At 65.2% G+C, this 15,243-nt stretch carries 14 protein-coding genes; 6 read left to right on the plus strand and 8 right to left on the minus strand.

The window, feature by feature from the left end; genetic code table 11:
• Positions 1-21 precede the first annotated feature (21 nt).
• The 4 genes from G6N15_RS16640 (at position 22) to G6N15_RS16655 (ending at position 3,469) form a co-directional block, all read left to right on the plus strand.
• Positions 22-822 (plus strand): thymidylate synthase, encoded by an 801-nt coding sequence (locus G6N15_RS16640; RefSeq protein ID WP_083087708.1) that lies wholly within the window; start codon positions 22-24, stop codon positions 820-822.
• A gap of 71 nt (positions 823-893) precedes the next feature.
• Positions 894-1,400: a dihydrofolate reductase gene (locus G6N15_RS16645; protein WP_083087709.1), complete on the plus strand. Its 507-nt coding sequence runs from the start codon at positions 894-896 to the stop codon at positions 1,398-1,400.
• A gap of 61 nt (positions 1,401-1,461) precedes the next feature.
• Positions 1,462-2,196, plus strand: coding sequence for a DivIVA domain-containing protein (locus G6N15_RS16650; RefSeq protein WP_083087710.1), 735 nt, complete (start codon positions 1,462-1,464; stop codon positions 2,194-2,196).
• Positions 2,197-2,239: 43 nt separating this feature from the next.
• Positions 2,240-3,469, plus strand: coding sequence for a winged helix-turn-helix domain-containing protein (locus G6N15_RS16655; protein WP_372506487.1), 1,230 nt, complete (start codon positions 2,240-2,242; stop codon positions 3,467-3,469).
• 29 nt (positions 3,470-3,498) lie between these two features.
• Here the strand turns inward: G6N15_RS16655 and G6N15_RS16660 are convergent, their stop codons facing one another.
• From G6N15_RS16660 to G6N15_RS16675, 4 genes are all read right to left on the minus strand, one after another.
• A complete protein-coding gene (locus G6N15_RS16660) occupies positions 3,499-3,783 on the minus strand; it encodes a WXG100 family type VII secretion target (RefSeq protein WP_083087711.1) in 285 nt (94 codons plus the stop codon).
• A gap of 39 nt (positions 3,784-3,822) precedes the next feature.
• Complete coding sequence (locus G6N15_RS16665; protein ID WP_083087712.1) at positions 3,823-4,119, minus strand: WXG100 family type VII secretion target; 297 nt, start codon at positions 4,117-4,119, stop codon at positions 3,823-3,825.
• 111 nt (positions 4,120-4,230) lie between these two features.
• The gene (locus tag G6N15_RS16670) at positions 4,231-5,484 is read right to left on the minus strand and encodes a PPE family protein (protein ID WP_083087713.1); all 1,254 of its coding nucleotides are present in this window, start codon (positions 5,482-5,484) and stop codon (positions 4,231-4,233) included.
• 16 nt (positions 5,485-5,500) lie between these two features.
• Positions 5,501-5,800, minus strand: a complete 300-nt coding sequence (locus G6N15_RS16675) for a PE family protein (RefSeq protein WP_083087714.1) — start codon at positions 5,798-5,800, stop codon at positions 5,501-5,503.
• A 161-nt stretch (positions 5,801-5,961) separates the two neighbouring features.
• On the opposite strand from G6N15_RS16675, the gene G6N15_RS16680 reads away from it, so the two are divergent.
• Both G6N15_RS16680 and G6N15_RS16685 read left to right on the plus strand, forming a co-directional pair.
• The gene (locus G6N15_RS16680) at positions 5,962-6,666 is read left to right on the plus strand and encodes a response regulator transcription factor (protein ID WP_232070259.1); all 705 of its coding nucleotides are present in this window, start codon (positions 5,962-5,964) and stop codon (positions 6,664-6,666) included.
• Positions 6,663-8,075, plus strand: coding sequence for a sensor histidine kinase (locus G6N15_RS16685; RefSeq protein ID WP_083087716.1), 1,413 nt, complete (start codon positions 6,663-6,665; stop codon positions 8,073-8,075). The genes G6N15_RS16680 and G6N15_RS16685 overlap by 4 nt, the downstream gene beginning before the upstream one ends.
• A gap of 4 nt (positions 8,076-8,079) precedes the next feature.
• Here G6N15_RS16685 and G6N15_RS16690 read toward each other — a convergent pair whose 3' ends face one another.
• From G6N15_RS16690 to G6N15_RS16705, 4 genes are read right to left on the minus strand one after another with little or no spacing between them, the layout of a single operon-like run.
• Positions 8,080-10,140: an FAD-dependent oxidoreductase gene (locus G6N15_RS16690; RefSeq protein WP_083087717.1), complete on the minus strand. Its 2,061-nt coding sequence runs from the start codon at positions 10,138-10,140 to the stop codon at positions 8,080-8,082.
• Positions 10,137-13,328: an ATP-binding protein gene (locus G6N15_RS16695; RefSeq protein WP_083087718.1), complete on the minus strand. Its 3,192-nt coding sequence runs from the start codon at positions 13,326-13,328 to the stop codon at positions 10,137-10,139. Before G6N15_RS16695 ends, G6N15_RS16690 begins: the two co-directional genes overlap by 4 nt.
• Positions 13,325-13,843, minus strand: a complete 519-nt coding sequence (locus G6N15_RS16700) for a hypothetical protein (RefSeq protein ID WP_083087719.1) — start codon at positions 13,841-13,843, stop codon at positions 13,325-13,327. Before G6N15_RS16700 ends, G6N15_RS16695 begins: the two co-directional genes overlap by 4 nt.
• Positions 13,840-15,195, minus strand: coding sequence for a hypothetical protein (locus G6N15_RS16705; RefSeq protein WP_139797836.1), 1,356 nt, complete (start codon positions 15,193-15,195; stop codon positions 13,840-13,842). Before G6N15_RS16705 ends, G6N15_RS16700 begins: the two co-directional genes overlap by 4 nt.
• Positions 15,196-15,243: the final 48 nt, after the last annotated feature.

Below are 15,243 nucleotides of genomic sequence, written 5' to 3' on the forward strand. Positions count from 1 at the left end.
CTCCAACGTAGGCTTAAGGGCGTGCCCATCCCCACGCCCTACGAGGATCTGCTGCGCTTGGTCCTGGAACGGGGCACGCCGAAAGCCGACCGCACCGGCACCGGGACCCGCAGCCTGTTCGGCCACCAGATGCGTTATGACCTGGCGGCCGGCTTCCCGCTCATCACCACCAAGAAGGTGCACCTGAAATCGGTGATCAACGAGCTGCTGTGGTTTCTGCGCGGCGACTCCAACATCGGCTGGCTACACGAACACGGGGTCACCATCTGGGACGAATGGGCCTCTCCCACAGGCGATCTTGGCCCGATCTACGGTGTGCAGTGGCGATCCTGGCCCACCCCGTCAGGCGATCACATCGACCAGATCAGCAACGCGCTGGAACTGCTGCGCAGCGACCCCTATTCACGGCGCATCATCGTCTCCGCGTGGAACGTCGGCGAGATTCCACGGATGGCGTTGGCGCCGTGTCACGTGCTCTTCCAGTTCTACGTCGCCGACGGGCGGCTGAGCTGCCAGCTCTACCAGCGCAGTGCCGACCTGTTCCTGGGCGTGCCGTTCAACATCGCCAGCTACGCGCTGCTCACCCACATGATGGCCGCACAGGCCGGGCTCGACGTCGGCGAGTTCATCTGGACCGGTGGCGACTGCCACATCTACGACAACCACGTCGAGCAGGTGCGCCTGCAGCTCAGCCGGGACCCGCGGCCGTATCCGGAACTGCTTCTCGCGCAACGCGCTTCGATCTTCGACTACACCTACGACGACATCGTCATCAAGAACTACGACCCGCACCCGGCGATCAAAGCGCCCGTCGCGGTATGACGCGCGTCGGCGACGATGCAGAGCGCGGGGGTCCCCAGCCTGCGAGGGGACGATGAGGAGGAGCGGCGCCGTTGAGCACCGTGGGCTTAATTTGGGCTCAGTCGACGTCGGGCATCATTGGGCGCGACGGCAAAATCCCCTGGCAGCTGCCGGAGGATCAGGCCAGGTTCAAGGAACTGACCATGGGCCACACCGTGGTGATGGGAAGGCTCACCTGGGAGTCGCTGCCCGCGTCGGTGCGGCCGCTGCCAGGCCGCAGAAATGTCGTACTGACCCGCGAAACTGACTATGTGGCAGACGGCGCAGAACTGGTTGGCACCCTGGAGCAGGCCCTCACCGACGAGGAGACCTGGGTGATCGGCGGGCAACAGACCTACGCGCTGGCGATGCCGCGGGCCACCCGGTGTGAGGTCACGGAGGTCGAGATCGATCTGGTGCCCGACGACGGCGACGTGCTGGCGCCGGTGCTCGACGAGACATGGATCGGCACGACGGGGGAGTGGCTGACCAGCCGCACGGGGCTGCGATATCGGTTCCACAGCTACCGGCGTTTACGACCAGCACCCGGCAAACCGTGACATACTCGGCTTGGGTCGATTTTAGAGTGTCTACCAGGGGTTTCAGAAGGGGGAATCGGCAGTGAGAGCCAGACCCGCACGCACGTTCCCGCGCTCCCTCTTGGGCTACGATCCGCTGGCGGTTGAGGCATATATCGAGGAGTTGACCACCGAGCAGCAGTCGCTGCTGGACGAGGTCGAGAGCCTAAGGGCCAAGCAGAAGGCATCCGGCGATGAAGTAGCTGCGCTCCGTAAAGAGATCGCCGTACTCAACGAAACCTCGCAATCTCCCCGCGCGATGGCGCATCGCATGGCGGAAATCGTGCGGCATACGGTCGATGAGGTTGCCCAGATGCAGGCAGAGGCAAAAGCAGAGGTAGCGGCGCTGGTCGCGGCAATTGAGTCCGAGGCCGAGGCCGCGCGCCAAAAGCATGACGAGCTGCTGGCGGACATGGCAGCGCAACGAAGCGCCCTAGAAGCCGAATGCGCTGAAGCCAGGGGAAATCTCGATGCGGAACTGACCCGGATGCGCGCTGAAGCACAGTCGGCGATTGACGACGCGTGGCAGGAGGCTACGGAAAAGCGCGACCGGCTACTCGCCGACGCCAAGCGGGAGGCTGATGATTACCGTGAGCAGGCCCGGCGCGCGGCGGACGAGGCGAATCTGCAACGGATCAAGGTCCTGGAGGAGCTGATGGACGTGTACCGCAACGTAGAAGCGGTCCCGGCCACGCTCGAGTCGGCATACCGGCAACGAAACGATTCGTCGGGCACCCGTGTCGTCGTGCCGTTCGAGCAGAAAACCAGCGCGGGGTAACGCCCGCTGATCGCAGCCGATAACGATCGGTATTCTCGGCGGCGTGCTGGTCCGAAACCGTAGGTTGACCGCGGCGCAGGCTCGCCGAATAGCCGTTGCGGCCCAAGGGTTTAGCGAACGGGTGCCTGGCAGCCGGATCAGCCGCGCCCATCTGCGGCGGCTGATCTCGAAAATCCAGGTGCTGCAACTGGATTCAGTGTCGGTAGTGGTGCGCGCCCACTATGCGCCGGTGTTCAGCCGGCTCGGGCCCTACGACCGCGACGTACTCGACCGCGCGGCCTGGGACCACTCCGCGCGCAGTCCGCGGCTGCTGGTGGAGTATTGGGCACACGAGGCCGCGCTGATGGCCGTCGACGACTGGCCGCTCATGCGCTGGCGGATGCGCCAGTACCGCCACGGCCGCTGGGGCACCCACATCGTCAAGGCCAACCCACGACTTGCCGACGACATCGTCGCCGCGGTCGCGCAACTCGGACCCTGCACCGCCGGACAGATCGAAGCACACCTCGCCGCCGAGTCGCCGCGCGCCAAAGGGCCCTGGTGGAACCGCAGCGACACCAAATGGGTCGCCGAGGCGCTCTTCGCCGCCGGCGTGCTCACGACAGCCACCCGCGTCGGCTTCGCCCGCCACTACGACCTGACCGAGCGGGTGCTGCCGCCCGACGTATTGGCGCGAAAGATTGACGACGACGAAGCAATCCGCGAACTCACCCTGCGCTCAGCCAGCGCTCTCGGGCTGGGCACCGAGGCCGACATCCGCGACTACTTCCGGCTGTCCGCCGCCCAGGTCAAGCCGGCGATCGCCAAGCTGGTCGCCGACGGCGAGCTGGAACGCGTCGACGTGGACGGCTGGTCGGCGCCTGCGTACCTTCATGCCCGACAACCGATCCCGCGGCGTGATCGCGGAACAGCGTTGTTGTGCCCCTTTGACCCGCTGGTCTTTTTCCGGCCGCGGGTGCAGCGGATCTTCGGCTTCCATTACCGCATCGAGATTTACACGCCCGCGGCCCAGCGACGCTACGGCTACTACGTGTGGCCGTTTCTGCTCGACGGGAAGCTGGTCGGGCGAGTCGACTTGAAGGCCGACCGTGCCGCGAACACCCTGCACGTCGTCGGTGCATTCGCCGAACCGGAGCACGCGCCGTCGAAGGTGGCCGCAGCACTGGCCGGTGAATTAACGGTGATGGCTTCCTGGCTTGGCTTGGGCGGCGTCACCGTCGGTGACCGTGGCGATCTGGCCAATGAGCTGCGCGCAGCATCGTCACCAGGGTGAACCACATTGGGCCACGCGATCGCTGAGCGTTAGGCCCAGCTTGAGCCAACAGCGCTGTCGGTGCTGGCCATGTTGCTGCTGGCGGTCTGCACCTTCTGGCCGTGAGCATTGGCCTGCTCGTAGATCACCTGGAAGTTGCGGCCCAACTGGGTGATGAACTCCTGGCACGCCGTCGATCCGGCGCCACCCCAGAAGTCCCCAGCCGCAACCACATCACGGATGATCGCCTGATGCTCGGCCTCCAACGCCGCGGCCTGCGCCCGAATGGTGGCACCATGGGCGTCCACATCGCCGAACTGGTAATTGATCGTCATCGTCTTCCCCTAACGTGAAAGTGCTTGGCTAACAATGTGTTAACTGCTCAGAATCTGCTGGGACGCCTGCTCTTGCTGTTCGTAGTTGTTGGCGTCGCGGATCAGCCCGTCACGGACACCGTGCAGCATGTTGACGATGTTGCGAAACGCCTGGTTCATCTGACCCATGGTGTCGTAGGAGGTGGCCTGCGCAGACCCGCTCCAGCCGGCACCGGCAATATTCTGCGAGGATGCCCACATCTTGCGGGCCTCGTCCTCCACCGTCTGAGCATGCAAATCGAAACGACCTGCCATCGAGCGCATCTCGTTCGGGTCGGTCATGAATCGGGTAGTCATTTCACTGCCTCCTTTCGACGAATGATCTCGGTCAGCGCCTGCCTATCGGCGGCATACGATGCACCCCACACGTGGCCAATGTGAAACGGCCTGAATGGTTCTCCCTTCTGTTTATCCGGCGGCCGGCGGGTGGGCGATCACAGCGGGACGGAACCCGTATCGAGGACCAGAACCGGTCCCGCCGTGCCCGGGGAAACCCGCTAGCAGGCTCTGGAGCTTCTCCGGCAGGTCGTCCAGGGTCGGCGTGTCCTGCCCGCCCACAGTCTTCAGCGGCGTCATGGGTAGTACCGAAACCCCTTGGACGGAGCCAAGGCCGGTGTTCGGAAAACCGGTGCCGACAGGGTTGATCGCCGGGGCCGCCGCCGACCATGCCCGCGGAACCGACAGCGGACCGATCGATGTCGCCCGGCCTACCCCCGCCGACACTGCTCCGCCGGTCCCGCCGATACCCGGGGCCGCCGTGCCGGCCGAGCCCAAAGCACCGGCCCACGAACTGGGCCCGCGCTTCAGAGCCGATGCCGCCGCCGGAGCTGCCTTGGCGGCACCCCCGCTCGTCGACATCAGAGACTTGAACGAGTTCATCATCGACATGCCGCGCATCGGCATCATCGCCAGCTGCTGCATAGGCGACATGAAGCTCTTCAGGTTGTTCATCGACGACGTGAGCTCCGTGGAGGGCGTAGACGGTGAGGACGACGTCGACGAGAGGGGGGAGCTGAGCCCCTGCAGCGTCGCCGGCACCGTCGACATCGTCTGGGCCAGTGTCATCTGCGTGCTCGTAGCGGCGGATGTGCCGGTGGCTTGGGCGACCACCGCGTCCTGACCGGCCAGTCCGCCCGCGTTGGTGGTTTGTGGCGGCGGTGCAAAGGGATTCATCGTCGAGGCGGTTGCCGACGAGGCCGCATAGCCATACATGGCGGCGGCATCCTGTGCCCACATCTCGCCGTACTGGGCTTCGGTGGCCGCAATCGCCGGGGTGTTCTGCCCCAGGAAATTCGTCGCGGTCAGCGTCATCAACAAACTGCGGTTGGCCGCGATCACCGGCGGTGGCACCGTCAGCGCAAACGCCGCCTCATAGGCGGCTGCGGCTGCGCGCGCCTGGTTAGCCGTCTGCTCGGCCTGGGTGGCGGTGGTGCTCATCCATCCCACAAACGGTGCGGCTGCTGCGGTCATCGATGCCGACGCCGGACCCGACCACGAGTCCGCTGTGAGCGCCGCGATCCTTGAGCTATAGGAAGCGGCAGTGGAGTGCAATTCAACGGCCAGCGCGTCCCAGGCGGCCGCGGCGGTCAACAACGGGCCCGATCCCGCACCGGCGTACATTCGGGCGGAGTTGATCTCTGGTGGCAGCATTCCGAAATCCATTGCTCACCTCCAGGTTTCACCCTGCCGCGACCGCGTTGGCAGCCTCAGTGGCGGCATACGACGCGGCGGCGGCCGTCATGGTCGTCACGAACTGTTGATGAATTGCCGCGGCCTGGGCGCTGACCGCCTGATACACCTCGCCCTGCGCAGCGAACTGCGCTGCGGTCAGCGCCGACACCTCGTCGGCGGCGGCGGGAATCAGCCCAGTGGTCGGGGCTGCCGCTGCCGTGTTTGCGGCTGCCATCGCCGAGCCGATACCGTCCAAGTCGCCGGCCGCAGCGGTCAGCATTTCCGGTTGTATGGTCAGGAATGACATGTGCTTTCCCTCCTCTTCAGATGCGGCGAAGACCCCACGCCGGGATTGTGGTGGTCGGTTAGACGCAGAGGGTCCGAGGCAAAGCTGAAGCGCAGCTGAAAACAGGGCTGAACGGCGCGTTTTGCTCAGGCTCCTTTCAGGAAAGCGGTCACAATAGCGGTGTGCAGAAAGCCCCACGGCATCACTCGGACACAAGCCCGCCCAGGGTGCTGGTGGTGGAGGACTACGGCGCCATCCGCGAGATGGTCGTCGAGGCGCTTGCCGACGCCGGATATGTCAGCGGTGGACGGACGGACGGTCGTGGGCTGGAGGACGTGCTGGCCGCGTTTCGTCCCGATTTGGTGGTGCTTGACGTGATGCTGCCCGGCCGAGACGGTTTCGCCCTCATCGACGTGGTCCGCGGCTACGGTGACACCGGCATCGTGTTGCTCACCGCCAAAGACGCGCTTCATGACCGCGTACGTGGGCTAGACGCCGGCGCTGATGACTACGTGGTCAAACCGTTCGACGTGGCCGAGTTGGTCTCGCGAGTGGGCGCAGTGCTGCGGCGGCGAGGACGAGTGCCGTCGGCCATGCAGGTCGGTGACCTTGTGTTGGATGTGGAAGCCGGCGTGGTCAGTCGTTGCGGTGCAGTACTGGATCTCACCGGCACCGAGTTCAAGCTGCTCACTTACCTCGTCGAACAGCGGGGCCGGACCGTGAGCAAGGATCAAATCCTGGCGGCAGTATGGGGATACGACGCATACGACGCCAACCTCGTCGAGGTCTATATCAGCGCGCTGCGTCGCAAGCTGGAGGCACACGGGTCTCGGATGCTGCACACGGTCCGGGGAATCGGCTACCAGTTGTCGGCATGTCATCCATGACCGCCACGACCACACCGACTCCGTCGCTGCGCCGACGTGTGACGGTGGCGACGGTCGGTGTGATCGCGGTCTTGCTGGTCGTGCTCGGCGTGACTATCGACGAGGTGGTCGGCGTGCAGCTCAACCGTGACCTCGAGGCCCGGCTGGACGATGGCATCGTCCGCGCCGCAAATCTCGTCAAGGCCAAGGTCGGGCCGGCCGAGATCGTCACCCAGCTGCAAGGACGCCAAATCCGGGTGCAGGTGATCGACCGAAACGGCACCAGCTACGGTGACCGCACGCTCGTACCCGACGCGCCACCGCCGGTGCCGCCGAAGGGACCACCGCCACCGGCGTCCCGCCACGAGCGGACCACCAAGACGGTGACGCGCGTTCTGCGTGATGGTTCGAAACTCACCATGGTGGCGAACACGACCGGGATCCATGCCCGCCAGGCCAAGCTGCGGCGCGACTTACTCGTCGGCGGCGCAGTCACATTGGTAGTGGTCGCCGTGCTGGTCAGGTTCGCGGTTGGACGCGCGCTGGCCCCCCTCCAGCGGATTACCTCAACAGCCCAGCGGATCACCTACGGTGACCGGGGGCGCCGACTCCGGCCGGACCGGCCGAAAACCGAGCTCGGCCACGCAGCTGCCGCTTTCGACAACATGCTCGACGCGCTTGAGGACGCCGAGACCAACGCCCGGCAGGCCGCCGAGACCGCTCAGCGAGCCGAAGCGAAGACTCGGCAGTTCCTCTCTGACGCGGCGCATGAGTTACGGAGCCCGGTGGCCGGCATCCAGGCGGTGGCACAACAACTCACTGCCAGCACCGAAGCAACCAGCGACGCCGACGACGCTACGAGCGCTCGGCGACGCCGATACACCGCACTGCTGGCCCGTGAAACTCGTCGCGCCACCAGGTTAGTCTCCGACCTGCTCGACATCGCCAGCATCGATGCGGGGGTTTTGCTGCCCAACGAGCAGGTTGACCTCGTTGACATTGTCGCCGCCGAGGTGGACCGAGCCGCGATGCTGGCCCCGAGCCTGAGCGTGCGGCTGGTCGGCGACGACGACCAGCTGCCCATCCGTGCGGATCCCAGCCGAATCGCGCAGATCCTGTCCAACCTGTTGGACAACGCTCGTCGATATACCCCGCCTGGCGGCGACATCACGGTGTGCCTCGAAACCCGCGATCAAAACGCTGTGGTGACGGTCATCGACTCTGGCCCGGGCATTCCGCAGGCTGACCGCGAGCGGGTCTTCGACCGATTGGTTCGCCTTGACGACTCGCGGGACCGCGACTCCGGCGGGGCCGGCCTCGGCCTGCCGATCGCCCGAGCACTGGCGCAAGCGCACCACGGCACGTTGGAATGCCTTCCGCAGCCCTGCGGGGCGGCCTTCCGGTTAACCCTGCCTATGGTGCCGGCATGACAATTCACGGAATGTAGAAGCCCCGTATCCGGTGGTAGCGGTGACGGCCCAATAGGGCGTTCGCCGCTTGAAAGCCCGACATCACAGCGGCCTCGATGCAGCCGGCGTTCATCCCGCAATCGGTCCAATCGCCCGCCAAAACTAAGTTGTCGTAACCGCTTTCGTCTGGGCGCAGGCGGTACCGATCACTTCCCGGCACCGACTGGACGTAGCGATCCGACGGGTCGATGTTCACGCTCACATGCTGTGTTGCCAACGCATCGGCGCCACGCCGCCCGTCGACGCCGGCCAGCAGGTGCCAAGCGAAACCACGCTCGGTGCTTGCACGGGGGAAGTAGAGCCGTAGGTGGTTGTCGAGATATCTGACGGCGTCGGCGCTCACCTGACTTTCGCAGCGGCGGACGTACTCGAGGTTGTCTTCGGTTGTGTTCGGCGGCGTCCGCAACGCGCCGCAGAAATAGGCGACAGCACCCGGCCGGTCGTCGTCGGGCCAGTCCTCTGCCCACAACGTCTGCGGCATCGACGCCCAGGTATCGAACGGGGCCACATAGCCGCTTGTGGTCACTCCCGGATGGCGCCACCCTAACGTGGCCTCGTCTGGGCGCAGCCAAATCTGAAATGCCTGAGTGGCGACGGTGCGGACCTTCGTTGTCATCTCCCGCCACTCGGGTCGATCCGCGATGAGTTCACCGGCCACGACATCCATCATGCCCAGCGACACCGCGAGCACAACATGGTCGAAGTCGGTGCCCCTGCGCAGCACCCGTGTTTCGGCGTCGTCGCGCTTGTCGAAATGCGATTCCAGCCAAGAGGTTTCGGCGTCTCGATTCAGTTGACCAGCCACCGGCGCATTCGGGAAGACCGGAAGGCCGCGCACCATGACGAGCGGTTCGTAATGGTCGACCCCATCGGCGAGGCGCAGCTGTCGTCCCATTGTGATCGCGTCGATGGCCTGATTCGCGGCATCGAGGTGCAAGGCATCGACGCGATGGAAAAACTCGAACGTGACACCCCGACGTCGCAGCACCTGATACAAGGGGGCGATCACGACGTCGCCCATTCCGGCCGTCATCTTCCAAAACAGCGCGCCCTTGTATTGGAACAGCAAGTTGCCCGTCCACAGCACGGCCAGCCCCGCAGCGAACGCGCGCCGGCTCCGGTCACCGTCGCGGTAGCCGAACACCATGTCGTAAAGCCCACGCACCAACGGGAATTCGAGCACGTCGGGGTGAGCGCCATGACGAAGGATCCAGTCACCGAAATCCTCGTCGTTGATCGCTCGAAAGCCGCGCGGGTCGGTGACCAAGTTGTCGGCGATCAGCCCGCGGACCGTGGCCGTCAACAGCGACAGCAGCAGCCACGCCCGCTTGTGGTCGGGGCGATGGTCGTAGTCGAGAGCGACCCGAATCGCGTTGAGAATCCGGTCTACGAGGCCGCTTTCAGCGCGTCTTGGCGGTGGATCGGCCAGCGCCGCCAGTACAGCCGTCGCGCCGCGGCGCACCACCTCGACCGACCGGATATGCGCCGGCGGATCGGGTGACGTGGAGAGCACAAGACCGACTGCGGCTGGCTCACCCATCGAGTCGGTGAAATCGAGTACCAGCTGAAGTGCCCGGCGAAGAAACCCGACAACCGTGAGTTCCCGGCCGGTGCCCTCAGGTTCGCCCGGCAGTTCGCGGTTGCGGGCGAACCGGCCGAGCCAGACCGACCAGTCGTCCTGTGCTCGGTCGGCCAGGCCGAGATTGTCGGACGCGACAATGGCCTGGTCCCAGGTGCGGATCGGTGCCTGCGGATCGGTTGCGGCCCTGTCGAGTTCGGCGTAGCACTGCCGAAGCAGCCAGAACGCGTTCTCGTAGGAGCCCAGCCACACATGCAGGCCGTGTTCTTCGATCCGCCCGTGTTCGCCCCGACTCGACGCTGCCTTGCCGCCCAGTCGCCAGCCCCGCTGATAGACGGTGATCGAATCGAACCGGTCCCGCCAGCCCGGCTCGCTGAGCCGCCAGGCGGCGCTCAATCCGGCCATACCTGCGCCGAGGATGGCCACCCGACCCCCGGGCCGGCTCACCCGAGCAGCGCCCGTGCGCGTGTCAGCTCGGGCCAGGACTGCTCGGGCGGGAAGCGGCCGACCGCGTCGGCCAAAGCGGCGCGCGCAGATTCCCCGACAAGCTCGAAGTCGTCTGCGGCCGCCCGCAATTCGAAGATCACCGCACCCTGCACACGCGCCAGTTCGACGGCCTCGCGAAGGCCTGAATGGCATACCTGCGGGTCGTCGGATGTGTGGGCTTGCACCCGCAGCAGTTCTGAGTCGTAGAAATGCATTTCGGTCTCGTCGGCCAGCTCCAACGCAATCCGAACTCGGTCACGGGCGGCGTCCTGCCGGCCCGCGGCGCTGAGCAGCCGTGCCAAGACCGCGTCGTAGCACATCAGAAAAACCTTCAGGTCGTAGGCCCGCCAGGTCTGCACGACCGCGGTCATGGTTTCGATAAGCGCCTGCAGCATCGCGGGGTCGGGCTCGTCGCTCGCCAGCGCAGCGACCGACCGTACGGTGGCGTCCTGCGTCGCGGCCACCATCATCCATTCGTCGAAGCCGTGCTGCTTGCCCAATTCGGCGAGTTCTGCGACAAGCTCAGCGGCACGGTCCAGTTGGCCCGCCTCGATGCGCAGCCAGGTCTCCAGCGACTTTCCATAGGCCAGGCTGAACATGCCGTGCGGGAAGCTCAATATTTCGCAGCGGCGACGGGTCTGTCCGAATGCGGCTTCGGCTCCGGCCAAATCACCTTCCATGAACCGCGACACCGCAAGGTAGGTGTAGATCGTCGCGAACGGCTCGTTGGGCAAGAACCACGCATCCTCGACTCGGGGCTCTCCCATCTCGCCGGCCATCGTCGCAGACGCTTCGTTAAGAGCTCGGGCATCCGCGAAATCACCGCGAAACCACGCCAGGCCGCCGAACAACAGCTTGTTCACCGCACGGGCCCACGGCGGCATGTCGGCCAGCCTGGACCGTAGCGACTCAGCCAGCTTTGTCGCTCGCCGCAGCTCGCCGCGCGCGGTGTAGTAGCTCCACAGCGCACTCAACGTCGCGTATAGCTGAGGACTGACTCTCGTGCCGATCAACCGCAAGCAGTGCTCGAAATCAGCGGCGGCCTCGGCGCTGGCATGTCCCAGTGCCACCGATGCGAGAAACCCGCGCTGCAGTCGTAACGCGATTTCATGCTCGTCGCGTTCAGGGCCCGGTGCCGACCGCTCGATGTTCTCCACCGCTCGAGCAAGGTAGCTACGGGCCTCGCCGAGAGCGCCACGCTGCCGGGCCACAGCGGATGCATGTTCGTAAGCTGACGCTGCGGCGTCATACCGCTTGGCCTCTTCGTAATGGTGGGCCACCAAACGCCATTCGGGATTGCCTGTGGTCGACGCCGCCGCCAGCACGTCGCCGACCCGGCCGTGCAGCCGGCCACGCAGGCTGGGCGGGACCAACTCGGTGGTTACCTCCCGCAGAAGTTCATGACGGAAGCGCCACACGTCATTGCGCACCGGTTGAAGCACGCCGCTAACGGTGAGTTCGCCAATCGCCTGGTCCAGGTCGTCCTGGGCCAGATCGACGATCGATAGCAGCAAGCCGCGATCGACGACACCACCGACGATCGCAGCCGCCTGCGCGACAAGGACGGCGTTCCTGTTCGAGGGCAGCCGTGCCAACAGCGCCTCATACAGGGTGTCGGGAACCTGGGTCACCTCTGAATCCACTTGCTGTTCTAGGATTTTGGCCATGACCTCTTCGATGTAGAGTGGTATCCCGTCGCAGCGGTGCCGCACCTCGTCGCGTGCATGCGACGTCATCGCGGGATCGAGAGCAAGGATCAGCTCATCGGCTTGCTCGTCGGTGAGCGGTCGCAGATCGAAGATGCGCACATTGTCCGGCCACGCAACATGCTCGCGCCCGGTGACGACGACCAGTAGGCGACCGGTGTCCGCGCCGATTAGTTGGTGGACTACTTCTATGGTGTCGGGATCGAACCAGTGCAGATCTTCGATCACCATAAGGGCGGCCCCGTTGCCCATGCACGCCAGTAGGTAGTTGTAGACGGCGGTGGCGATTTGGCTGTGCAGCTTGCTGCCTTCGACCAGGGCTGGTCGATAACCTGCCTCGGGCCGTATGGCGAGCACCGGCGCCAACATCGGGACCATCGCCGTCGGATCCAGCCCAACGTGTGTGATTTCTGCTTCGAGTTTCGCGAGCCGCTGGGCCGGATCGGATGTGGCGTCGATACCGCATCGTCGTTCGAGCAGTTTCCGCACCGGGCGCAGACCCGTGTCGGTGTGAAACGGCGAACCGAACATCTCCAGCACGACAGCGTGCGACGCCACAGCCATCTCGATGGCCGCTGCGGCCAAGCGACTCTTGCCGATTCCGCCCTCACCGACGAAAACCACGCCCGGATTTCTCAACGTGCCGACCACAGCTTGGGACCAGGCATCACGCAGGTAGTCGACCTCCCGTTGGCGACCGACCAGCGGGCCAAGCGCATGCCTCGTCGGGTCGAGTTCGGCAACCGCACGATAGTGGCCAACCAAGCCGTCAACTCCCTTGACTGCCTGCGGTTCTCGCGCTTCAAGCTGAAAGCTGTCCCGGACAAGTCGTGCGACCGCATCGGACACCGCAACAGTGCCGGGCTGGGCCAGGCTGCATATCCTTGCCGCGAGATTGGCGCCGAGCCCGTAGACGTCGTCCTGCTCGGTGTCCAGATAGACCAGACCGCGGTGGATGCCGACCCGCACATCGATATCGAAGCCGAACCGCCGGCGAACCCGTTCACTCAGCGCAGCCACGTCGTTGGTGATGTCGAGGCCGGCCCGTACCGCTCGTCCGACATCGTCTTCATGCGGTGTGGGATGGCCGAACACCGCCAGCAGCCCGTCGCCCTTCGTGGAACCGATATGGCCGTCGTAGCGGTTGACGTTGCGCAGCACCTCGTCGCGGTAACGCCCGACGACCGTGCGGTAGGTCTCCGGTTCGATCCGGGTCGACAGGGCGGTTGAGTCCACCAGATCGGCGAACATGATGGTCAGCCGCCGGATCGTTCCGCCGCCGGCAGGAGTGGCCAGCAGTTCCTCGGCGTCGAGGTTGTTGTCGTCGACTTCGAGTACCCGCCCGGCGAGCGCGTTGGCGGTGGCGCGGTCGCCGCGGTTGATCGCTTGTACTGCGCGGTCAAGCAATTCGTCGATGGTCGGGGCGGGCGTGTGACCGTTCACAGTTCAACGTCGGGGATCGGCAGGATCTGCTGCCCCGGCGGGGTGCCCGCCGGGGTGATCGCGGTGAGCCGGACTTCGCCGGTGTAGGCCCTGCCGCTGAGGTCCGGGTTCATGACAGCAATTTGGAACTGCGTGGCCCCCGCGTCCAATACCGGGGGGATGAACTTGATCTGGTTGTTCGGGATCACCGTCGATGGATCACCCACCTGCGTGAATGACGTGGTGACCTCGATATTGCGCCGGTATTTCGGATCGGCTGCCACCGGGATCGGTTCCGACGGTGCCGGTGCCGCATCCCATTTCACGCTGAAGCCCGGTCCCGATACGGCGGCTTGAACCCACGCCGCCCAGCCCTGCACCGACAGAGCCCACAGGCGGTGCATCGCCTTGATGCGATCGTCGAGATTGTATGCTCCGGCGTCGATCTCCTTGGCCGCCGCCTTTGCGGTGGCCGCAATCTGATCCAGCACTTCCTGCGCGACGGTGAGCGGCTTTTGGGACGGCTGTTCGGTCATGCGTCACCGCCGGGCGTGCCGTCGTCTGGCGGTTGGCTGAGTGCCTGGATGAGTCGCCATGGCGCACTTGCTATCTCTGCGCCCACGTCTTGGGTGTAGGTGACCAAATCGTCAACGGTAAGTTGGTTTTTCCACCACTTGGTGGACAGTTGCAGGTTCTTGTCGGCGAGGTCCTTGAGGCAGTCGATCCACGTTTGGGTTGTCGTTGACGCCACGGAGCCGCCTGTCGTCGGCTTCTGCGGTCCCGTAGACGGTTCGGTACCGGTGGACGCCGTCGTTGTAGCCGATGCCGGCGACTGCTGCCAGGGCACCGTGTCCGCCGGTGGGTTCGCGGCGTTACCGAAGATCATCTCCGCGGCCTGCGACGCATATCCGGCTGGGCAGACGAACATCGCTTGTGCGGCCGGCCACAGACCGTTGATATGGACGATCTTGCGCGTGCGCACCCACACCCCGGGGTTGCCGGTCGCCCACATCTTGATGAAGCCCCGGTCGACCGTGATCCAGCCGTCACCGGGTTCCGGCAGCCCGGACTTATCGAGGTCATACTGCAAGACCGCCTGGTCGCCAGCAGGGTCGCTCTTGTAGTACTTCAGCGGGGTGACCATGCGGGGCCAGCCGTGCTGACAGTCCAGGCTGACCGTTTCCAGCACCCGGCTCCAGCCGTTGGGAAGCAGGTCAGGAACCTGCTGGTCCATCTCACAGAATGCGTGCGGATAGTTTCGGTGCCAGTTCAGCGGATCGACCACATCTTTGAGGTTTTGCAGGTATATGTCCGACCGCCCGAAGCTGGTGTCGATCACCACGCACTCGTACCCGTCGACCCACTGCGTGGAGGGGATGCAGCGGGGCACGGCAGCCACGTCAGCCGACAGCAAGCCCTGCACGACGGCTCTGCGGACCACACGGTCGAAGTCCCTGGCGGCCTCGAATTCGGCATAGAGAAGCCGCAGCAAGGCGTCCCCGGTCTCGAGGTTCCCGCCGGTTTCCTCTTCGTAATCCGGGCCGGCCAGAGCAAGTGCGCGCCCCAACATAGACTCGGGTCGAAGAGTCATCTCCTCGAATCGCGGTGTGTGGCAAAGGGCTCCGATGACGTAAACGAGCCGAGACAGCTCCGGAACAGTCAGCCGATCCTCACCCTGCACGATGTCGGCCAGCGCCCGTTCGGGGTCCGGAATCGCGTCTTCGGTGCGGCGGCCGAACCTCTCCATGAGGTTGCCGAACCAGCCGGGGCTGCGGGCGGTGATAGGCAAATACCGTCCGGCGGCGTGGGCGACGGCACGGCTGTCAAATTCGGATGTCGCGGGATCCAGCGCACCGTAAAGCGCCATCAGGGAAGGCAGAGCCGCCATTGCTCCTCCTGGGGCCGTCTGCGCAGCTAGCATACCCAGATGCGGGAT

Source organism: Mycobacterium noviomagense (assembly GCF_010731635.1).
GTDB lineage: Bacteria > Actinomycetota > Actinomycetes > Mycobacteriales > Mycobacteriaceae > Mycobacterium > Mycobacterium noviomagense.